The sequence below is a fragment of the Pseudomonas sp. W15Feb9B genome, assembly GCF_000828175.1.
GTDB lineage: Bacteria > Pseudomonadota > Gammaproteobacteria > Pseudomonadales > Pseudomonadaceae > Aquipseudomonas > Aquipseudomonas parakoreensis.
Window position 1 is genome coordinate 21,030 of the sequence record NZ_JTKF01000038.1, and the last position, 19,430, is coordinate 40,459.

At 60.5% G+C, this 19,430-nt stretch carries 20 protein-coding genes; 12 read left to right on the forward strand and 8 right to left on the reverse strand.

Going from position 1 to position 19,430, the window contains the following annotated elements; translation table 11 throughout:
* Nucleotides 1-141 precede the first annotated feature (141 nt).
* Entirely contained in the window at nucleotides 142-534 is a 393-nt protein-coding gene (locus OC71_RS19635) for a RidA family protein (protein WP_041072556.1), read from the reverse strand.
* A 122-nt stretch (nucleotides 535-656) separates the two neighbouring features.
* On the opposite strand from OC71_RS19635, the gene OC71_RS19640 reads away from it, so the two are divergent.
* Together OC71_RS19640 and OC71_RS19645 are read left to right on the forward strand one after the other, a co-directional pair.
* Nucleotides 657-1,601 (forward strand): LysR family transcriptional regulator, encoded by a 945-nt coding sequence (locus tag OC71_RS19640; RefSeq protein ID WP_041072558.1) that lies wholly within the window; start codon nucleotides 657-659, stop codon nucleotides 1,599-1,601.
* A gap of 74 nt (nucleotides 1,602-1,675) precedes the next feature.
* Nucleotides 1,676-2,836 carry a radical SAM protein gene (locus tag OC71_RS19645; protein ID WP_041072561.1) on the forward strand — a complete coding sequence of 387 codons (1,161 nt, stop codon included), beginning with the start codon at nucleotides 1,676-1,678 and terminating at the stop codon, nucleotides 2,834-2,836.
* On the opposite strand, the gene OC71_RS19650 is transcribed toward OC71_RS19645, so the two are convergent.
* Nucleotides 2,818-3,702: a LysR substrate-binding domain-containing protein gene (locus OC71_RS19650; protein WP_041072563.1), complete on the reverse strand. Its 885-nt coding sequence runs from the start codon at nucleotides 3,700-3,702 to the stop codon at nucleotides 2,818-2,820. The two genes, OC71_RS19645 and OC71_RS19650, sit on opposite strands and share 19 nt — an antisense overlap.
* A 111-nt stretch (nucleotides 3,703-3,813) precedes the next feature.
* On the opposite strand from OC71_RS19650, the gene OC71_RS19655 reads away from it, so the two are divergent.
* From OC71_RS19655 to OC71_RS19675, 5 genes are read left to right on the forward strand one after another with little or no spacing between them, the layout of a single operon-like run.
* Nucleotides 3,814-4,866, forward strand: coding sequence for an agmatine/peptidylarginine deiminase (locus OC71_RS19655; RefSeq protein ID WP_041072565.1), 1,053 nt, complete (start codon nucleotides 3,814-3,816; stop codon nucleotides 4,864-4,866).
* Nucleotides 4,867-4,869: 3 nt separating this feature from the next.
* Entirely contained in the window at nucleotides 4,870-5,778 is a 909-nt protein-coding gene (gene aguB, locus OC71_RS19660) for an N-carbamoylputrescine amidase (protein ID WP_041072567.1), read from the forward strand.
* A gap of 2 nt (nucleotides 5,779-5,780) precedes the next feature.
* Nucleotides 5,781-6,884 carry an extracellular solute-binding protein gene (locus OC71_RS19665; RefSeq protein ID WP_041072569.1) on the forward strand — a complete coding sequence of 368 codons (1,104 nt, stop codon included), beginning with the start codon at nucleotides 5,781-5,783 and terminating at the stop codon, nucleotides 6,882-6,884.
* A 47-nt stretch (nucleotides 6,885-6,931) separates the two neighbouring features.
* Nucleotides 6,932-8,053, forward strand: a complete 1,122-nt coding sequence (locus OC71_RS19670; RefSeq protein WP_041072571.1) for an agmatine/peptidylarginine deiminase — start codon at nucleotides 6,932-6,934, stop codon at nucleotides 8,051-8,053.
* 50 nt (nucleotides 8,054-8,103) lie between these two features.
* Nucleotides 8,104-9,126, forward strand: a complete 1,023-nt coding sequence (locus OC71_RS19675; RefSeq protein ID WP_041072573.1) for a GlxA family transcriptional regulator — start codon at nucleotides 8,104-8,106, stop codon at nucleotides 9,124-9,126.
* A 25-nt stretch (nucleotides 9,127-9,151) separates the two neighbouring features.
* Here OC71_RS19675 and OC71_RS19680 read toward each other — a convergent pair whose 3' ends face one another.
* Nucleotides 9,152-10,186, reverse strand: coding sequence for an alpha/beta fold hydrolase (locus tag OC71_RS19680; RefSeq protein WP_041072575.1), 1,035 nt, complete (start codon nucleotides 10,184-10,186; stop codon nucleotides 9,152-9,154).
* A 301-nt stretch (nucleotides 10,187-10,487) separates the two neighbouring features.
* Here OC71_RS19680 and OC71_RS19685 point away from each other — a divergent pair, with 301 nt between their 5' ends.
* Nucleotides 10,488-10,901, forward strand: coding sequence for a cupin domain-containing protein (locus OC71_RS19685; RefSeq protein ID WP_041072577.1), 414 nt, complete (start codon nucleotides 10,488-10,490; stop codon nucleotides 10,899-10,901).
* Between the two features lie 6 nt (nucleotides 10,902-10,907).
* Here OC71_RS19685 and OC71_RS19690 read toward each other — a convergent pair whose 3' ends face one another.
* Together OC71_RS19690 and OC71_RS19695 are read right to left on the reverse strand one after the other, a co-directional pair.
* Nucleotides 10,908-11,897: an AraC family transcriptional regulator gene (locus OC71_RS19690; RefSeq protein ID WP_256198928.1), complete on the reverse strand. Its 990-nt coding sequence runs from the start codon at nucleotides 11,895-11,897 to the stop codon at nucleotides 10,908-10,910.
* Between the two features lie 120 nt (nucleotides 11,898-12,017).
* A complete protein-coding gene (locus tag OC71_RS19695) occupies nucleotides 12,018-12,713 on the reverse strand; it encodes an SDR family NAD(P)-dependent oxidoreductase (RefSeq protein WP_041072581.1) in 696 nt (231 codons plus the stop codon).
* Between the two features lie 402 nt (nucleotides 12,714-13,115).
* On the opposite strand from OC71_RS19695, the gene OC71_RS19700 reads away from it, so the two are divergent.
* Nucleotides 13,116-14,621, forward strand: a complete 1,506-nt coding sequence (locus OC71_RS19700; protein WP_041072583.1) for a sensor domain-containing diguanylate cyclase — start codon at nucleotides 13,116-13,118, stop codon at nucleotides 14,619-14,621.
* A 211-nt stretch (nucleotides 14,622-14,832) separates the two neighbouring features.
* Here the strand turns inward: OC71_RS19700 and OC71_RS19705 are convergent, their stop codons facing one another.
* Both OC71_RS19705 and OC71_RS28540 read right to left on the reverse strand, forming a co-directional pair.
* Nucleotides 14,833-15,258, reverse strand: a complete 426-nt coding sequence (locus tag OC71_RS19705) for a potassium channel family protein (protein WP_041072585.1) — start codon at nucleotides 15,256-15,258, stop codon at nucleotides 14,833-14,835.
* A 27-nt stretch (nucleotides 15,259-15,285) separates the two neighbouring features.
* Nucleotides 15,286-15,414, reverse strand: coding sequence for a hypothetical protein (locus OC71_RS28540; protein ID WP_256198929.1), 129 nt, complete (start codon nucleotides 15,412-15,414; stop codon nucleotides 15,286-15,288).
* A gap of 361 nt (nucleotides 15,415-15,775) precedes the next feature.
* Here OC71_RS28540 and OC71_RS19710 point away from each other — a divergent pair, with 361 nt between their 5' ends.
* From OC71_RS19710 to OC71_RS19720, 3 genes are all read left to right on the forward strand, one after another.
* Nucleotides 15,776-17,164 carry an MBL fold metallo-hydrolase RNA specificity domain-containing protein gene (locus OC71_RS19710; protein WP_041072665.1) on the forward strand — a complete coding sequence of 463 codons (1,389 nt, stop codon included), beginning with the start codon at nucleotides 15,776-15,778 and terminating at the stop codon, nucleotides 17,162-17,164.
* A gap of 65 nt (nucleotides 17,165-17,229) precedes the next feature.
* The gene (locus OC71_RS19715) at nucleotides 17,230-18,117 is read left to right on the forward strand and encodes a universal stress protein (protein WP_041072587.1); all 888 of its coding nucleotides are present in this window, start codon (nucleotides 17,230-17,232) and stop codon (nucleotides 18,115-18,117) included.
* A gap of 199 nt (nucleotides 18,118-18,316) precedes the next feature.
* Nucleotides 18,317-18,571 (forward strand): Lpp/OprI family alanine-zipper lipoprotein, encoded by a 255-nt coding sequence (locus tag OC71_RS19720; RefSeq protein ID WP_041072589.1) that lies wholly within the window; start codon nucleotides 18,317-18,319, stop codon nucleotides 18,569-18,571.
* A 237-nt stretch (nucleotides 18,572-18,808) separates the two neighbouring features.
* Here the strand turns inward: OC71_RS19720 and OC71_RS19725 are convergent, their stop codons facing one another.
* Nucleotides 18,809-19,333 (reverse strand): GAF domain-containing protein, encoded by a 525-nt coding sequence (locus tag OC71_RS19725; protein ID WP_041072591.1) that lies wholly within the window; start codon nucleotides 19,331-19,333, stop codon nucleotides 18,809-18,811.
* Nucleotides 19,334-19,430 lie beyond the last annotated feature (97 nt).

Consider the following 19,430-nt stretch of genomic DNA (forward strand, 5'->3'; position numbering starts at 1 on the left):
TCCGGCGATGTTTTGCTCCACATTTCCTGCAGCCCACTGCCGCTGTCACCACGAAAACACCTGTAGGAGCTGTCGAGTGAAACGAGGCTGCGATCTTTACATTTCGATTGAAGATCAAAAGATCGCAGCGTGCCGCAGCTCCTACACGGGGATTCTGGCAATCACCTTGATCTCGAACTGAAACCCGGCCAGCCAGGTCACGCCGACCGCGGTAATCGTCGGATAAGGCGCGCTGCCCCAGAATTCCGGGACCACTGCCCAGATGGTTTCGAAGGTCGCTTGCGGATCGATCATGAACACCGTGACGTCCACCGCATCGGCGAAGCTGCAACCGGCGGCATCGAGGATCGCATTGAGGTTGTTGAACGCCAGGCGTACCTGGTCCTGCAGATCCGGCTCGGGCGAACCGTCTTCACGGCTGCCGACTTGCCCGGAGACGAACAGAAAGCCATTGGAACGAATGGCCGGTGAATAGCGATGACGCTCATAAAGCGCATGGCGGGCAGGCGGGAAAACGACGTCGCGTTGGGTCATGGGTGTCTCCATCATTGTTTGGTGGTTGTTGATGGAGTGACTTTAGGGGCTTGCGCAGGGGGGATAAACGCGCAACCTTGGCGTTCACTGTTTGCATTTTCCAAACAATCAGAGGGCGCGAAGTGGACCGTTTCGATGCAATGCAGGCGTTCGCCCGGGTGGTCGAGGCGGGCAGTTTCACCAAGGCCGCCGAGACCTTGCACATGAGCAAGACCACGGTGACGCAGCTGGTGCAGCAGTTGGAGGCACGGCTGCGGGTCAAGTTGCTCAACCGCACCACGCGCAAGGTCAACGTTACGGCCGACGGTGCGATCTATTACGAGCGAGTGATCAAACTGTTGGCCGACATGGACGACGCTGAAACCAGTCTGTCCGGCGCTTCGGCATTGCCAAGAGGGCGCTTGCGCGTCGATGTGCCAAGCCCGTTGGCGAGGCTGATTCTGATGCCGGCGTTGCCTGAGTTTCACGCGCGTTATCCGGATATCCAGATCGACATGGGCGTCAGCGACCGCATCGTCGACATCATCGATGAGAACGTCGATTGCGTGGTGCGCGGCGGTGAACTGCTCGATCAGTCACTGATGGCCCGGCGGGTGGCCGACCTGCAGCTCGGGGTCTTCGCCGCGCCAACTTACCTGGCCCGCGCCGGCACGCCGCAGCATCCCCGCGAGCTGGAAGACTCCCATCATCGGGTGGTTGGATTTCTCTGGGCGCGCACCGGCAAACCCGTGCCTTACGCCTTGCGCAATGGCAGCGAACACCTGCAGATCAAGGGTCGCCACGTATTGGCCGTCGATGACGGTAACGCCTACCTTGCGGCAGGGCTGGCCGGCATGGGCGTGCTCTGGTTGCCCCGGTACATGTCGCACGCGCATCAGGCTCGGGGTGAGTTGGTGCCGCTGTTCGAGGACTGGCAACTCGAGCCGATGCCGCTCTATGTGGCGTACCCGCCGAACCGGCATATCAGCCAAAAGCTAAGGGTATTTATCGATTGGATCGTGGAATTGATGGCGCACCATGGCAATGGCCCAGAACTTGCTGAGCCGCGCTCCGGGACTGTCAAATAACTAACGAATAACGCCAACCATGACAGTCGCTTGCTCTGGATGCACCGCTATTCACTCAAGGAGCGTCACCCGTCATGAACATGTACATCGATATTGTCGGCGCGTGCAATTTAAGCTGCCCTTCGTGCCCGATGGGCAACTCGGAAAACGTCAACTTCAAGAAAGCCATGCAAGTCGACATGTTCCGCAAGATCGTCGAGAAGGCCCGCAACGAAGGTGTCGAGACGATCTTTCTGTACAACTGGACCGAGCCGTTGATCCACCCGCGAATCGGTGAGTTTGTCGAGATCATCAATGCCGCCGGTTTGCAGAGCGGTATCAGTTCCAACTTGAACCTGGCCAAGAACATGGAAACCGCCATGCTGGCCAATCCATGGTTCTTCCGTATTTCGTTGTCCGGGTTTTACCAGGAGACTTACCAACAGGGGCACGTGGGCGGCGACATTGAAGTGGTCAAGGCCAATATGATCAAACTGCATGAACTCAAACAGCAACATGGTTTGAGTACGCGGATCGAGGTGTACTACCACCGTTATCTGGACAACATGGAAGAAGAAGGGCTGATGCGCGAATTCGCCCAGCGTCTGGGTTTCGAGTTCTCGACCGGATATTCAGTGATGATGCCGCTGGAGAAAACGCTGGCGCTGATCGAACGCGATCCTTCGGTGACGGATACCGATCATGAAACCCTGAAAAGACTGGCGCTGCCGCCCTTCGACGATCTGGTCAATCTGGTCCGTCAGTATCCCAAGCAGGCGTGCTCGCTCAAGGATGACTGGCTGGTGCTCGACTGCAACGGCAATACCGTTTTGTGCTGTTCGGTTTTCAATCAGACCGAATACCAGGTCGGCAAGTATCTGGACATGCCTCTGGCGCACCTGACCGGCCTCAAGTCCACCCAGAAAAATTGCATCGACATGTGCAATCGTTGCGCAAAAAACGGCTTGCACATCTACTCGACCCAATCCAATCGGGGGCCGCTGGAAAGTCACGCCGTCAACCGCATTATCGACTTCCAGCGGCGCACGATCATGGGGCTGCCGGTCGAAAGCGAAAAGCTTGGAAGAGCCGGCGAAGTCAGTGCGGAGAACTTCGACGAAGCGCAATACCTGCAGATGAACCAGGACGTCAAAAACGCGATTTCCACCGGCGCGTTCACCAGTGGATATCAGCATTACGTGCTGTTCGGTCGTCTGGAAGGCCGGCTTGGTGCGGGCTATCTCACCGTGGTCTGACCGTGATCAGGTCCCGCCAGTTGGCTTGAAAGCCATTCGCTGAAGCATCGCGCCATCGGGTCATTCTCGCTGTCGCGATGGGTCAGCAGCGCCCAGTTCGGGCCGCGAATGGTTTGCTCCACCAGGGGCAGCAACAGTCCGTTTTGCTGCGCCTGTTGGCTGAGCAACTGACTGACCAGCGCGATCCCCAACCCTGCCGCAGCGGCATCGAGCAACAAGCCCGGATCGGAAAAATTCAGCCCCTGATCCTGCTGCCCGACATCGACCCCGGCTTCCACTGCCCAATGGCTCCAGTCCATTTCCCGCTCACCGTGGAGGGTGGTGCGCTGCGCGGCAGGCTGCGCCAAAACGCTTGGATGACACGCCGGAAACAGGCGGTCGGCATGCAGCACCTTGAAGCTGCATTCAGCCTGCGAGCTGATGTCGTCGCGCACTGCCAGATCGATGGTTTGCGTGGCCATGTCCGGCACTTCATCGGTGCTGTAGATCCACAGGTCCACCTCTGGATATCGAGCGCGAAAATCCGCCAGACGCGGCAACAACCAATGTCGGGCGAAGGCTGGCGTGGTGTTGAGCACCAGTTGATTGGGCTTCTGATATTGCCCCAGACGCCGGATGCCGACCGCCAGTTGCTGCAACATCGCCTGAGTGGTGCTGAGCAAATCGTGGCCGGCATCGGTCAGGGCGACGCTGCGTCCGCTGCGAAAAAACAGCGGCTGTTCGAGGTACGCCTCAAGGCTGCGGATCTGCTGGCTGATTGCCGATTGGGTGAGGTGCAACTCATCGGCCGCCTTGTGAAAACTGCCGAGGCGCGCCGCCGCTTCAAAGCCGCGCAGGGAGCTGAGCGGTGGCCAGTGTTTGAGCATATCGATAAGTTCCTCTAATCATTTCTGCGCAAAATCCATCGTTTGTTTGCCTGTTTGCGCGTCCGTAGCATGGTCTGCGTGAACACATTGGCTTAACTTGCGAGACATATCATGCAGCACAATGACAATAAAAGCAGCGCTTGGATGATGCCGGCGGAGTGGGCCACCCACGCTGCCACCTGGATGGTCTGGCCGCACAATCAGGCGCTGTGGGAATCGGGATGGCGTGTGACTTTGCCGCAGGTGCAAGAGGATTACGCCCGGGTCGCCAACGCCATCGCCCGTTTCGAGCCGGTGAAAATGGTCGTCGATCCGTCGGCGCTGGCGAGTGCCAAAGCGCTGTGCGGGCCGAACATCGAGCTGATCCCGCTGGCGGTCAACGACAGCTGGTGCCGCGACTCTGGCCCGAGCTTCGTCTGCCACCCGCAACAAGGGCTGGCCGGTGTCAGCTGGCGCTTCAACGCCTGGGGCGGCAAGTCGGCGCACGAGCTGGACGAAAGCCTGGCACGCCGGGCACTCAATCACCTGGGGCTGGAATGCTTTGGCACGCCGCTGAGCAACGAAGGCGGGGCGATTCACGTTGATGGCGAAGGCACGCTGATCACCACCGAGTCGGTGCTGCTCAACCCCAATCGCAACCCGGACATCGGCAAGGCTGAGATGGAAGAAATCTTCAGTCGCTTGCTCGGCGTGAAGAAAACCATTTGGTTGCCGGGCGATCCTGATTACGTCACCGGCGACATGACTGATGGCCACGTCGATGGCGTCTGCGCCTTCGCCCGTCCCGGCGTGTTGCTGGTGGATGCGACCCACGACCAAAGCTCGGTGTACGCCGAAGTGGTGCGCGAAAACCGCCGCGCACTGGAGCTGGCGACCGACGCTCAGGGGCGCAAGTTCGAGCTGATCGAACTCTACGAAGCCAGCGAAGCCGTCGATACCGAAGCCGAAGTGTTCTGCGCCTCGTACACCAATTTCTACATCGCCAATGGCGCGATCATCATGCCGGCCTACGGCATCGAGGCCGACGAAGCGGCGGCGAAAGTGCTGGCGCAGGCGTTCCCCGGACGCGAAGTGGTGCCGGTGCGCATCAATCATCTGGCCCATGGCGGCGGCGGGGTGCACTGCATCACCCAGCAGCAACCCGCCTGGCCAGTGGAGGGTTGAGCGATGAGCCATCTGACCATCGCCACCACCCAGATGTCGTGTACCTGGGACCTGCCGCGCAACCTCGATCAGGCCGAGCAACTGGTGCGTGAGGCCGCCGCGAAGGGCGCGCAGGTGATCCTGTTGCAGGAGCTGTTCGCCACCCCGTATTTCTGCATCGAACAGAGCCACAAACATCAGGCGCTGGCCGAAGAGTATCGCGACAGCCGCCTGCTGCAGCGTTTCGCCGCGCTGGCCAAAGAGCTGGGCGTGGTGCTGCCGCTGAGCTGGTTTGAAAAGGCTGGCAATGCCTACTTCAATTCGCTGAGCGTGGCCGACGCCGACGGGCGTCTGTCGGGGGTGTATCGCAAGACCCACATCCCCAACGCCATCGGCTATCAGGAGAAGGAATATTTCAGCCCCGGCGACAGCGGCTTCAAAGTCTGGGACACCGCGTTCGGCCGCCTCGGCGTGGGCATCTGCTGGGATCAATGGTTTCCCGAGACCGCGCGTTGTCTGGCGCTGATGGGCGCTGAAGTGTTGCTGTTCCCCACGGCCATCGGCTCTGAGCCGGGTTGCGTGGCGCTGGATTCTCGCGACCATTGGCAGATGACCATGCGCGGCCATGCCGCCGCCAATCTGCTGCCGGTGGTGGCGGCCAACCGGGTCGGGCGAGAAGTGGCGAGCACCGATCAGGCGCTGCAGATGAACTTCTACGGTTCGTCGTTCATCAGCGATCACAAGGGCAAGTTGCTGGCCGAAGCCGACCGCGACAGCACTGGCGTGCTGGTGCACAGCCTCGATCTCGACGCGATGCGCGAAGAGCGCCTGAGCTGGGGCATTTACCGCGACCGGCGCCCGGACATGTATGGCGCGCTGCTCAGTCAGGACGGCCACCACCTCCACGCACGCTGGACCACTCAAGGGGTTTGAACATGGCTTCGCACCACCAACGACCGCTCGGTGTTCTGGGCTTGACATTGATTTGCGTGATCCCGTCGCTGCATGCCGAGGACAAAACCCTGCGGCTGTACAACTGGGCCGATTATTTTGCCGAAGACACCCTGAGCCGCTTCACCGCCGAAACCGGGATCAAGGTGATCTACGACGTCATGGACGGCAGTGAAACCCTCGAAGCGAAGATGCTTTCAGGTGGCAGCGGCTATGACCTGATTTTCCCCGGCGACACCGTGGCCGAGCGCCTGATGCGTGCCGGCAGCCTGATGCCGCTGGATCAATCGAAGCTGACAGCGCTGGCCGACATCGAGCCCGGTCTGCAGAAACTGCGCAGCCATTACCAACATTCCAGCCAGGCCACCGTGCCCTACACCTGGGGCACCATCGGCCTGACTTACAACGCAGCGCAGATCAAACAGCGCATGGCCGATGCACCCGTCAATAGCCTGGACATGCTGTTCAAACCGGAGCTGGCGGCGAAGTTTGCCGACTGTGGCATTTCGTTGATCGACTCGCCGGACGAAGTGCTGGCAGTCGTGCTCAATTATCTGGGCCGAGACCCGCGCAGCGCGAAACCGGCGGATCTGGCGGCGGCCAGTGAGGTGCTGATGAAGCTGCGGCCGTACGTGCGCAAGTTTCAGTCGCAACCGGTGACCGATCTGGTCAACGGCAACCTGTGCCTGTCGCTGGGTTACAGCGGCGACATGACCCAGGCCCAGCGCACCTCGGACAGCGCTGGCAAGAGCACCCGCTTCGAGTACCGCATCCCGCGCGAAGGCACCACGGTGTGGATGGACACCATGGCGATTCCGGTCGATGCCCGGCATCCGGAATACGCCTACGCCTTCATCAACTTCGTGATGCGCCCGGAGAACATGGCGGCGATCAGTAATTTCACCGGTTACCCGACTTCCAACGCCAAGGCACGGGCCAGCGTCGACGCGGCGATGCGCAATAACCCGGACATCTACCTCGACGAGGCGACCTATGCTCGATTGATCCCGGGCAAGGACATTCCTCAGGCTGATATGCGCGCCCGCATGCGCACCTGGACCAAATTCAAAACCGCCACCCACCCATGATTCAACGGCCGGCGCCCGGTCGCCGGCCCCTTTCAGGAAAGCCCGTTATGTCGACGCGTCGTGAGTTCATCAAACAGGTATCGGTCGCTGCAGGTGTCAGCGCCGCGGTCATGGGCCTTGGCCTGGCCCCCGGCAAACTGCTGGCGGCCAGCGCGGGGGATTGGTTCATGCCCGACGAGGGCGACCCGCACGAGCGCGCCTTCATCGCGTTCGGCGCGCAGGATGCAATCTGGGAGGATTTCACCGCAGATGTGCAAGCCGCGCTGGGCCGCATCGCCCGCACCATTGCCCGTTATGAGCCGGTCACGGTGTTGTGTCGCAGTGGCGAACGCAGCCTCGCCGAAGAATATTGCGGCACCCGCAACGTCACCTACGTGACCGCCGCGCTCGACGACATCTGGATGCGTGACATCGGCGCCAATTTCGTCATCGACGACAAGGGCGGGCTTGGCGCCGTGGACTTCAATTTCAACGGTTGGGGCAACAAGCAGCGGCACAGCAAGGACGCGAAAATCGCCGCGCGAGTGGCCGCCGATGCACAGGCGACCTACCTGCGTAGCGAGCTGGTGGGCGAGGGTGGCGGCATCGAAGTCGACGGCCACGGCACCGGGATCATGACCGAGAGCAGCTGGATCAACAGCAATCGCAATCCCGGCTGGAGCAAGGCCGATGTCGAGGCCGAACTGAAGGAGCGTCTGGGCCTGCGCAAAATCATCTGGCTGCCGGGGATCAAGGGCAAGGACATCACCGACGCCCACGTTGATTTCTATGCGCGGTTCGTCAGGCCCGGCGTGGTGATCGTCAACCTCGACACCGATCCACAGTCCTACGATCACCAGGTGACGCTGGCGCACCTGGAAATTCTCAAGAAAGCCACCGACGCTGACGGTCGCCCGCTGCAGGTCCACACGATTTCGCCGCCACTCAAACCGCGCAAGAGCAAGTTCAACCAGAACAACCCGGATTTCGCCGCCGGTTACATCAACTACTTCGTGATCAACGGTGCGATTATCGCCCCGGAATTCGGCGACAAGGCAGCCGATCAGAAGGCTTACGACTTGTTGTCGAAGCTGTACCCGGAGCGCAAAGTCGAGCTGCTGAACATCGATGCGATCGCTGCCGGTGGCGGCGGGATTCACTGCGTGACCAGTCATCAGCCGCAAGCGTGATTGACTCTTTGGCCCATCAAGCCAACTATCGGCGCATAACAACATGACCGATGGGCCAGACCTTGATCGAACGACGTCAATTCAGCGGAGGCATGAAGGGCAAAAACCTCCGCTATCTGAATGAGCAAGCCGCCGAGACCCGCATCACCCGCACCGGTTTCCTGTTGCTGGAGCACTTTTCACTGCCGGCCTTCACCCAGACGCTGGACACGATTATCACCGCCAATCTGTTGCGCGCCGGACTGTTCAGCTCGCGTACGTTCGGGCTGGGCGAGGGAGAGGTGATCAGCGACCTGGGGTTGGTGATTCGCCCGGATGCGCGGATTGACGCCGCCAGCCTTGCGGATCTGGACTTGCTGGTGGTGTGTGGCGGTTACCGCACTGAGCTGAAGGCCAGCGAAGAGTTGATCAGCCTGCTGCGCACGGCAGCGGAACGCGGTGTCAGTCTGGCTGGATTGTGGAACGGTGCGTGGTTTCTCGGGCGGGCCGGCCTGCTCGATGGTTACCGTTGCGCGATTCATCCGGAACACCGTCCGGCGCTCACGGAAATTGCCAAGGCCACCCAGGTCAGCAGCGAACCTTATGTGATCGATCGCGACCGGCTCACGGCGTCGAGCCCGTCCGGCGCATTCCACATGGCGCTGGACTGGATCAAGGGCCTGCACGGCAAGGCGCTGGTCGAGGGTATCGAGGACATTCTGGCGTTCGAGGAGTCGCGCTATCGGCGGATCAAACCGGATGAAAACCTCTGCGTCAGCGCACCGTTGCGCGAGGTGGTCAAACTGATGGACGCCAACCTCGAAGAGCCGCTGGAGCTGGAGCAACTGGCGGTCTACGCCGGGCGCTCGCGGCGCCAGTTGGAGCGTTTGTTCAAGGAGCAGTTGGGCACCACGCCGCAACGCTATTACCTGGAATTGCGCATCACTGAAGCCCGGCGCCTGTTGCAGCACACCGAGCTGTCGCAGATGGAAGTGCTGGTGGCCTGTGGTTTCGTTTCGCCGAGCCATTTCAGCAAGTGCTACAGCGCGTTTTTCGGTTATCGACCGTCCAAGGAAAAACGCCTGGTCAAATAGACCGTGGCGTTTTCTGCCTTCGGTCTCAGAGGTGATCGGCGTCGATCACCGCCTGAGCAAACGCCTGCGGATCTTCCTGCGGCAGGTTGTGGCCGATGCCGGCGTTGATCAGGCGGAACTGGTACTTGCCGGTGAAACGCTTGGCGTAATCCTCGGGCGCCGGGTGCGGCGCGCCGTTGGCATCGCCCTCGAGGGTGATGGTCGGCACGCTGATGGTTGGGGCGCTGGCGAGTTTCTGTTCCAGCGCCGCGTATTGCGGTTCGCCCTGCACCAGGCCCAGACGCCAGCGGTAGTTGAACACGGTGATCGCGACGTGATCGGGGTTCTCCAGCGCTTTGGCGCTACGGTCGAACGTGGCGTCATCGAACGCCCACTTCGGCGAGGCGAGCTGCCAGATCAGTCTGGCGAAGTCGTGAGTGTTTTTCCGGTAGCCGTCACGACCACGTTCAGTGGCGAAGTAGAACTGATACCACCATTGCAATTCGGCCTTGGGCGGCAATGGATTCTGCCCGGCAGCCTGATTGCCGATCAGGTAGCCGCTGACCGAGACCAATGCCTTGACCCGCTCCGGCCACAACGCCGAAACGATGTCCGCCGAACGCGCGCCCCAGTCGTAACCACCGAGCACCGCTTGCTGGATATTCAGGGCATCCATGAAGTCGATCACGTCGCTGGCCAGCGCCGCAGGCTGCCCGTTGCGCAGTGTCTGATCGGAGAGGAAATGCGTGTCGCCATAACCGCGCGCATATGGCATCAACACCCGATAACCCTTGGCGGCCAGCAACGGCGCGACTTCGTCGTAACTGTGAATGTCGTACGGCCAACCGTGCAGCAGAATCACCACCGGCCCCTGCGCCGGACCGGTTTCGGCGTAGGCTACATCCAGCAGGCCGGCCTGCACATGCTTGAGCGGGCCGAACGGCGAGGGCGCGGCATAGCTGACGCCGGGGTTAGCGGGAGCCGGCTGCGCGGCGGCGGCCACTGGCATTTGCGTCGCCGCCAGCGCGCCGAACAGCGCCACGGCGAGGATGTTCATACGGTTGAGTGCTGCGTTTTTCATGTTGAAGTCTCCTTGGCAAACCTGTCGGGGGCAGGTGCGGGCTGAGCCCGGCAAACCTTGCAGGCATTGGAACGCCGGGACGTATCTGGCCCATGTCGAAAAAACGCGGTGATTCAAGTTCATGTATCGCCGGGGTGTCTGTACACACTGTGATACATAGCCAGTGTGCTTTGTATGGCCGTGTATTCAGCGTTGCGCACGATACATGGCGAGACCAAACCCGGGTTTTTCGACACATCGGCGCTACACCCGGCGGTCACAGTGCAGGCCTTCACACCACCACTGTCGAGAGGGCAACTGCATGCAACGCACACTGATTCTGGCCACTGTGGCCGCGCTGGTTTCATTCACCGGTCTGGTGCAAGCGGCGGACGCTCAGGCCATGAGCTGGCAACAGGGCCTGAGCCGTACCGAGCTGATGCGTCAGGACCTGGGTGACGCGGATCGCGAAGTGATCCAGGCGCGTATCGACTTCGACCCGGGCGTGACGGCGCCGCGGCATGCGCATCCGGGTGTCGAGGTGGCGCATGTGCTCAGCGGCACGCTGGAGTATCAACTGGAGGGGCGCCCGGCGGTCACGCTAAAGGCCGGCGACTCACTGTTCATCCCGGCAGGCGTGGCCCATGTGGCGAGGAACGTCGGCCAGGACCACGGCGTGGAACTGGCGACCTATGTGGTGAAAAAGGGCCAGCCGCTGCTGGAGCTGAAACCGTGATCGGGCTTATCTGGCGCGCAGCAACTTGCGGTAATCCACCGGCGAAATCCCGCGGGCCTGACGGAAGGAATGGCTGAAAGAACTGGCCTGCGAGTAACCCAGCATCAGGGCGATGTTCATGATGCTGGTCTCGGTGCGGCGCAGGTAATGGTCAGCCAGTTCCATGCGCATGGTTTCCAGCACCTGATTGAAGTTTTCCCCTTCCGCCGCCAGTTTGCGTTGCAAGGTGCGCGGCGAAATCGCCAGCTGCCGGGCCAGGCTTTTCAAACTGAAATCGCCGGTCGGCAACTGTTCGGTGAGCAAGGCACGCAAGCGGTCGGTCACGGAAAATGCCGGGTACGACAGACACAGCTGCCAGTCGGCCTCCAGCAGCATGCTGCGATGCATGCGCGGGTCGGCGCCCTGGATGCGTGACGAGAGGGTCGACTCGGCGAACACCAGCGCGTTGCTCCCGGCTTCGAACTGCACCGGACAACCAAAAAACGCTTCGTAGAGTGCCGGCTCGCCGAGCGCCGGATGCCTCATTCTGACCTCCAGCATCGGCGAGTTGCTGGCGATCAACCAGCGGCCGAACGCCGCCCAGCCGGCCATTAACGTTTCCTGATGCAGGGCGCAGTAAGGCTCCAGTTCATTGATGCGCTGATCTTCGAGGGTTACGCGGCCGTCGCCGATGACGATACGGGTCTGGCTGGACGGGCTGTCGTAAACGATCTTGCCGAACCGCAGAATCATGTTCAGCGACTCGCCGAGCGTCGCACTGGTCATCAGCACGTAACCCAGTACGCCGTAGGTGCCGGGGCGCACGGCGGCGCCGACCAGCAGACCGAAATGCGGCAAGTTGCTGCTGCGCGCCGCCAGTTCCAGCAAGGTCCGCAGTTGGCGCATGGGAATGCGCACAATCGAATCGGACAACTGCTCGCGTGAGAGTCCGGTCTGCTGCAACAGCCAGTCGCCATCGCAGCCGTGTTGCTCGGCGACATCAAGGACGTGGTTCACGAAAGCAGCGCTGGAAGTGGCGGGTCGCATGGGGGGAGGGGAAGTCCGGTCATCCGGTGATCTTGCTTTTCCGAAAGGTGAAGAAAGCGACGTCGCCAAGGCGCGCGGCGTCAGTAGACCCTACATGCGCCCGATCACCGGAATGCCGGTGCCGGTGACCGCAGACGCCTGTTCCGAAATCAGAAACAGAATGACCGCCGCCAGCTGCGCGGGTGTCACCCAGCGCTGGTGCTCGGCGTCGGGCATGGCCTCACGGTTTTGCGGGGTGTCGAGCACGCTCGGTAGCACGGCATTGACCGTGATGCTCATGTCCTTGAGCTCTTCGGCGAGGCTTTCGGTCAGGCGCAGTACGCTGGATTTCGACGCAGCGTAAGCGCCCATCCCCAGTCCGGCCCTGGCTGCCATGCTCGCGCCGATATTGACGATGCGCCCCGCCGAGGATTGCAGCAGCAACGGCAGCAGGGCTTTGCTGGCATTCAAGGCGGTTCGCAGATTCAGCGAGTAGAGCCGATCCCAAGCCTCTATCGCACCACCGAGCAATGGCTCCCACGCGTAACCGCCAGCGCCGTTTACCAATGCATCGAGGCGCCCGAAGTAGCGATTGATCTGGTGGGCGACTTCCTGGCAATCGGCAAAGGAAGTCAGATCGATGCCGGACAGGACCAGTCGGTTATGGGAACTGGGCAGCGTAATCGTCGCCTGATCGATCAGCACCAGATCCGCGCCCCGGGCGGCGGCCATGTCCGCCAGGGTCTCGCCGAGATTCCCCAGGGCGCCGGTAATCGCCACAACGCGCCGTGAGAGTGACTGAGTCATCAAGAGTCCTTTCCTTTTTAAGGGCGCATACTCTAATGATATCGGTCGCCCGTAGCATGCTTTTGGATGTCAACTTGTTGTGCAAAAGTGCCAATTTTTTTTGCTCGGCGAATCTTCGGGCAAGGGTCGTGAAACAGGCGTCAGAAAGTTGGCTTCTGCCGCGCTTCACCCGTCCAATCCTGAAAGCCTGGCGATGGTTTGGTCTGGCATGCTTGTCATCGTTTCCCCAGGCGCGATGGCTTTTCTGAAGTCTGCGGCGTGTTTTTTTGCGCCACCTATTCTGTTGCTGCAGCAAGCCCGTGCGACTTGTATCCTTGCCCGCGACAAGGACAAGCGGCTGTAGTCATCGAGTCGGTCGACCCGCCGCAGGAACGGAAACCGGATTTTCCCAAAGGTAGTGATGTGAAGCGTGATACCCGCCTGGTAGTGCTGTTGTTGTTGGTGATCGGCTGTTCCCTCGCGTCGCTGACAGTATGGAAAGTGTTGGCCTCTCGCGAGCGTGCGCTGGAGGAAGTCAACGTTCATGGCTTGAACCTGACCCAGGCGCTGGCGACGTATTCCGAAGGGATCGTGCGCCAGAGTTCGTTGCTGCTGCTCGGACTCGTCGAACGTCTGGAAACCGAAGGCAGTGGCCCCGCACAGATCCAGCGTCTGAGCGCACTGGTCAACCGTCAGGAACCGCTGATGCCGCAGCTTAGTGGCATCACCATCTACGACAATCAGGGCCGCTGGCTGATGTCGTCCAACCGACCGATTCCGGCCGGGGCCAACAGCCGTGATCGCGCCTACTTCATCCATCATCGCGACGATCCGAGCCGCGAGACCTTTATCGGTCCGCCGATCCAGAGCCGCTCCAATCAGGAGTGGGTGATTACCGTCAGCCGCCGTTTCAACGATGCGCACGGCGAGTTTGCCGGGGTGGTGGCGGTGACGCTGGGGGTCGAAAACTTTCTGCGCCTGTTCGGCAAGATCGATGTGGGGCAGGAGGGCGCCATCGGCTTGTCCTACACCGACGGCACGTTGCTGGTGCGCTATCCCTTCCGCGAGCAGGACATGGGGCGCAACTTTTCCAAGTCGCCGATCTATGCGAAGTATCTGGTCGATCGATCCGTCGGCACCGCGTCGTTTACCTCCAGCCTGGACGGCGTCGAGCGGCTTTACGCCTTCCGCAAGAGCGACCGGCTGCCGCTGATTACCACCGTCGCTCTCGGCAAGCGCGAGGCGCTCGCGGCGTGGCGCATGGAAGCCTGGTTGTCGGCTGTGGTGGTCACGGGATTGCTGGGGCTTACCGGGCTGATCGGCTGGTGCCTGATGCTGGATATCCGCCGGCGTACCAGGGCTGAAGAGCAACTGCGCGGCACGCAGCAACAGTTGCTCTCCTCCAATCGCCAGCTTGAGTTGCTGGCGATGAAGGATGCCCTGACCGGTCTGGCCAACCGGCGCTGCTTCGATGAGAGCCTCGCCATGGAAGCCCGGCGCGGCCAACGTGACGGCACGACGCTGGCGTTGCTGATGATCGATATCGATTACTTCAAGCTGTTCAACGATTCATTCGGGCATGTCGCCGGCGATGCTTGCCTGCAGAAGGTCGGCAGAATCCTCGAGGGTTGTGTAAGGCGTCCGTCGGATCTGTTGGCGCGTTATGGCGGAGAAGAAATGGCGGTGATCATGCCGGACACCGACGTTGCCGGTGCAACGGTCGTTGCGCAACTGATCCTTGATCGTCTGGCGCAAGCGCATATTGCGCACGCCTCCAGCCCGGTCGGGCGTGTGACCGTGAGCATCGGGATTGCGGCGGCGTCGGGGGCACGACTGGATCACCTGCCAGGTTTGATCGAGGTGGCCGACCAGGCGCTGTATAACGCCAAGACGTCGGGACGTAACCGGTTTGTACCGGCCGAGTGGTGACGGGGGCGAACAGGACGTTGTCAATCAGTGGCGTCGGGCGTATCCCGCAAAGTCTTTGGGCGTCATTCGATGACCGGAGGTTTCAAGGAGGAGCGCGCGACCACTGAGTCGTTAGACATGGAGCAACACAAGCGGTACCTCATTGAGCACGGCGAAGACCTTCCCGAAGTACGCAACTGGCAATGGACACCCCGCCAGACGCCATGAGCGGCTATTTGTGCTTCCAGTATTTCTGCATTTCAAGAAACAGAAACGACGCCGTCCAGGTTATGAGGACAAGGCCGGTCAAGGCCTCAAGCCCGGTCAGGTACTTGAGGTGGCCGACCGGCGAAATATCGCCGAAACCGATGGTTGTGTACGTCGTGAAGGAGAAGTACACGCAATCCATCAAAGAACCGTCGAAGTTGCCGGTCAGCTGTCCCCATTCGCCCGCACGGGACATCAGGAAATAAACCACGGCGAACGCCCAGACCTCGATGGCATGGGCCAACAGACTGCCCAACACACCGACAACGATTCTGAACCGGCTCCAGATTTTCAGGCGCGGCATCCAGTCATTCAGGCGCAGCAGGCACTCATAGTGGATCACTACTGCGATGATCACGACCAGGCTGTTGATCAGCGTGACGGCAAGCATTGGCCTGGCTCCAGGAAGACGAGCGTGTCACGCCAGCAGCAGATGGTCTTCGACCCTGCCGACGTCGGGCACTGACCAGGCCGCGCGCTCGGCATCGATTTCAGGCTGAAACTCGAGTTCTTCGAGAATATTTTTGCGCAGGTTCAAGTCGCTCATGGCGGTGTCCTCTTCCGGGCAGGTGTCGATCGGTCAAACGTGCCTGTTGTTGTTTTTCTACACCGCAGCGACGCGCGCGCATTGAGGTATATCAACAATGCCGGCCTCGCCCTCGCCCTCGCATTGGCTGATGGCGTCTGCAAGTCGGTGATTGTTTGACAAAGATCAGAGTGGTGACCGGATAACGCCAGATACTCGAATCATTACCTTTGCCGTCGTGAGCAATCGAGGGAACAACCATGAACAAGCGCTTGCCGATTGTCGTGCTGAGTGCGTTGTAGCTGGCAACAATCCCGAAGCAGCCATGAATCGGCGTATGGCTGAAGGCGTCGGCGTTCTCATCCACATTCAGGAGACGGCCATGCGAATCACTTTTCTGGGGGCGGCTGGCACCGTCACCGGCAGCAAATACCTGTTGGATCACCGCGACCGGCATGTGCTGATCGACTGCGGGCTGTTTCAGGGTTACAAGCAATTGCGCCTGCACAACTGGGATCCTTTCCAGCTGCCCGTGCGGGATCTCGACGCGATCGTGCTGACTCACGCTCATCTGGATCACAGTGGCTACCTGCCGGTGCTGGTGCGCAACGGCTACCGTGGCCCGATCTATGCCACCGCTGCGACCTGTGAGCTGGTGAAAATTCTGTTGCTCGACAGTGGGCGCCTGCAGGAAGAAGAGGCCGGGTTCGCCAACCGCCATGGTTTTTCCAGGCATGCGCCGGCGTTGCCGCTGTACACCGAGCAGGACGCCGAGCAGGCATTGAAACTGTTGCAGCCGGTGGAGCTGCATCATCGGGTCGAGATTGTTCCCGGCCTGAGCATCTTGCTGCGCGGTGCCGGACACATTCTGGGCGCGGCCACGGTCGAGGTGGTTGCCGACGGTGTCACGCTGGTCTGTTCCGGCGATCTGGGGCGGCCCAACGACCCGTTGATGCTTGCCCCCGAAACCATCGAACACACGGATTACCTGTTGATCGAGTCGACCTATGGTGACCGCCAGCACCCTGACGACGACCCCGAGCAACAACTGACCGACGTGATCAACCGCACGGCGTTGCGCCACGGCATTACCCTGGTACCGTCATTTGCGGTCGGTCGGGCGCAACTGCTGATGTATCACTTGTATCGCTTGAAGCAGAAACACGCGATTCCGGATCTGCCGATCTACCTCAACAGCCCGATGGCGACGGATGTCACGCGTCTGTATCAGCGTTTTAGCAGTGAGCACCGGTTGTCGCTGCAAGAATGCGAGGGAATGTGCCAAGGCACGCGTTTCATACGTTCGACCCAGGAGTCGATCGATCTCGATCATCAGCGCATTCCGGCCGTGATCATTGCCGCCAGCGGCATGGCCACCGGCGGACGGGTGCTGCACCACCTCAAGGCATTGGCGCCGAATCCGGTCAACTCGCTGCTGATGCCCGGTTTCCAGGCCGGCGGCACGCGGGGCGCACAGATCGTTGCCGGTGCGCCGTCAGTGCGTATCCACGGTCAGGAGGTGCCGATCCGCGCCGAAGTGGTACCGATGCAGACCCTGTCGGCGCATGCCGATGCCGATGAAATCATCCAGTGGCTGCGCGGTTTCAAACGTGCACCGAAACACACCTACGTGGTGCATGGCGAACCCAACGCCTCGGATGTTTTGCGGCGGCGTATCAGCCTGGAACTGGGCTGGTCGGTGTCAGTGCCGGAGTACCGGGACAGCGCCGAACTGGGTGCCGATGCGCCTTCAGCCGAACGGCAGGAGTGACAGCGTCAAATCCGCTGGTGACGATCTTGACCGTCCCGCATGGTTCATCCGACTGGAGAACATTCATGAGCCAATATCAAAGTCTGTTGCTGGTAATCAATCCGGCTCTGCGCCGCTCTCCGGCGATCAGCCATGCGGCTGCTCTGGCCAAGGCCAGCGGGGCGACCTTGCATATCGTGGCGCTGGTCAAGTCATTGGACATTCTCTGGTTGCTTGAAGAAGGCGACCGGGAAACAGCCCGGGCGAACTATTTGCAGGATCACCGCGACTGGCTCAAATATCAGGCCGGCAACCTGCGCGACAGAGGCATTGACGTGACAGTCGAAGTCGCCTGGTCGGATGACATGAAGCAAGAGATCCTCGACCTCGTCACCGAGATGATGCCCGACCTGCTGATCAAGCAAGTGCAGCATGAGTCGTTGCTCAAACGCGCCTTGTTCACCCCGCTGGACTGGCACCTGTTGCGTCATTGCCCGGTCCCGGTCTATCTGCTGGGCGGGGCAGGCCAGGCATTGCCACGCAAGATCGTGGCAGCGGTCGACGCCTCTGCAAGCGACCCGGTCAACGACCAATTGAACAAGCGCATCATCGATCAGGCCACGGCCATGGCGATCCAGTGTGACGCCGAGTTGCATCTGTTGTACGCCTACGACATTTCGCAGGAGTACCTGGAGGAACTGGGCGAAGGCTTGACGGTTTCAGAGCTGACCAAGGAACTGCGCAGAGAGTTCGAGAGCGCGTATATCGACCTGGCCAAGCGCTATGGAGTACCCGCCGAGCGCCGGCATTTCGTGGTCGGCCACCCGGTTGCCGCACTCAGTGAGTTCGCCGATGCACAGCATGTGGATGTGATCGTCATGGGCCGGGTGCAATACCATGGGCTGGACAAGCTGCTGGGCAGCACCACCGAACATATTCTTTATCAGGTGCCGTGCAATCTGTTGGCGGTCTGACAGCGACGTCTGCCCACGACAAATGCCGTGATGGACTTGTTGCGCTGATTTCAGTGTCGACCGGTGATTCACACTGCCAACAGGCAGTTGCCTGCCGGTTAGCCGTTCATTGACAAAAATCAGAGGCCGGCCGTGTTCACGCCAGATACTTCAGGGGTGGCCGGATTTTTCCCGGCGCAATGACCCAAGGAGAGTCATCATGAACAAGCGTTTATCTGTGGTTCTGCTCAGCGTCCTTTTGGCGATGAGCGCCGGGTGCAGCAATAAAAAGGCGCAGGAAATGGACACGCGAATCGACGCTGCCCAGAGCACTGCAAGCGCGGCACAATCCCGTGCCGACGCGGCTTACTCCAGGGCGGATCAGGCAGCCACTGCAGCCAGTCAGGCACAACGTACGGCCGATGAGGCCAATGAACGCGCCAGCCGGATGCTGGAAAAGGCCAGCCGCAAATAGTGAGTCCGTCCGGCCAGCGTTTGCAGTAGTTGTGCAAAGGGCGGCGGTAAAAAACCCTTGCCGGTTTCCCGGCAAGGGGTACGACAGCGCGAAACTTACTCGCCCTGATGATCAGGCTGCCGTTCGACCGTTTGATCTCGATGCTCTTGTGATCCATGGATGGAGCGCCAATCTCACACGCCAGAAATGAAACAGCCCTGAATATTCAGGGCTGTTTTTTAGTTATTCGAAAATACTTCATCCGTTCTTGCTGTAGCCGCTGCCGATGTCCGTCAGATTCGAATAAAAGATGCAGCCGATCAGCCTCGCGAACAGGCCTAACGTGTCCGCCAGATCCGGGTCGTCGAATATGACCGCCCTGGAGTCCAAGGCACACAGCGCACCCCACAGTTGTCCATCGGGAAGGAAAATGGGCGCGCCGGCGTAGCTTTCAATCAAATATTGCTTCACCACGGGACGCGTGGAAAACCTGCCATCGCGACTGATTTGTGGCACGAACAGCACTTGAGGGTCTCTGCGAAACTCACTGCACAGCGTGGTTTCCAGTTCCAGCGTGTCACCGGTGTGGATTCCAAGCTCGATCGGATCGTACGCGGAACAGACAATCCATTCCGTGTCGGTGAATTTGGCGATCGCCGCGAAGCGCGTCCCGGTCATGCGTGTGACCAGTTGCAGAATATTGGTAGTGGCTTCAATTTCAGCGATAGAGGAACGTTCCTCTGCGCTTAGCAACGCTCTGTGAATGGTGTCACTGAGAGGCATGCAGTGTGCTCCGGTCATGATTGTTCGAGCTGGCAACGGCTAAACGCGTTTGAAACTTCGCGTTGGATTCCCGGCAAAACGGATTCGTTCACTTGAA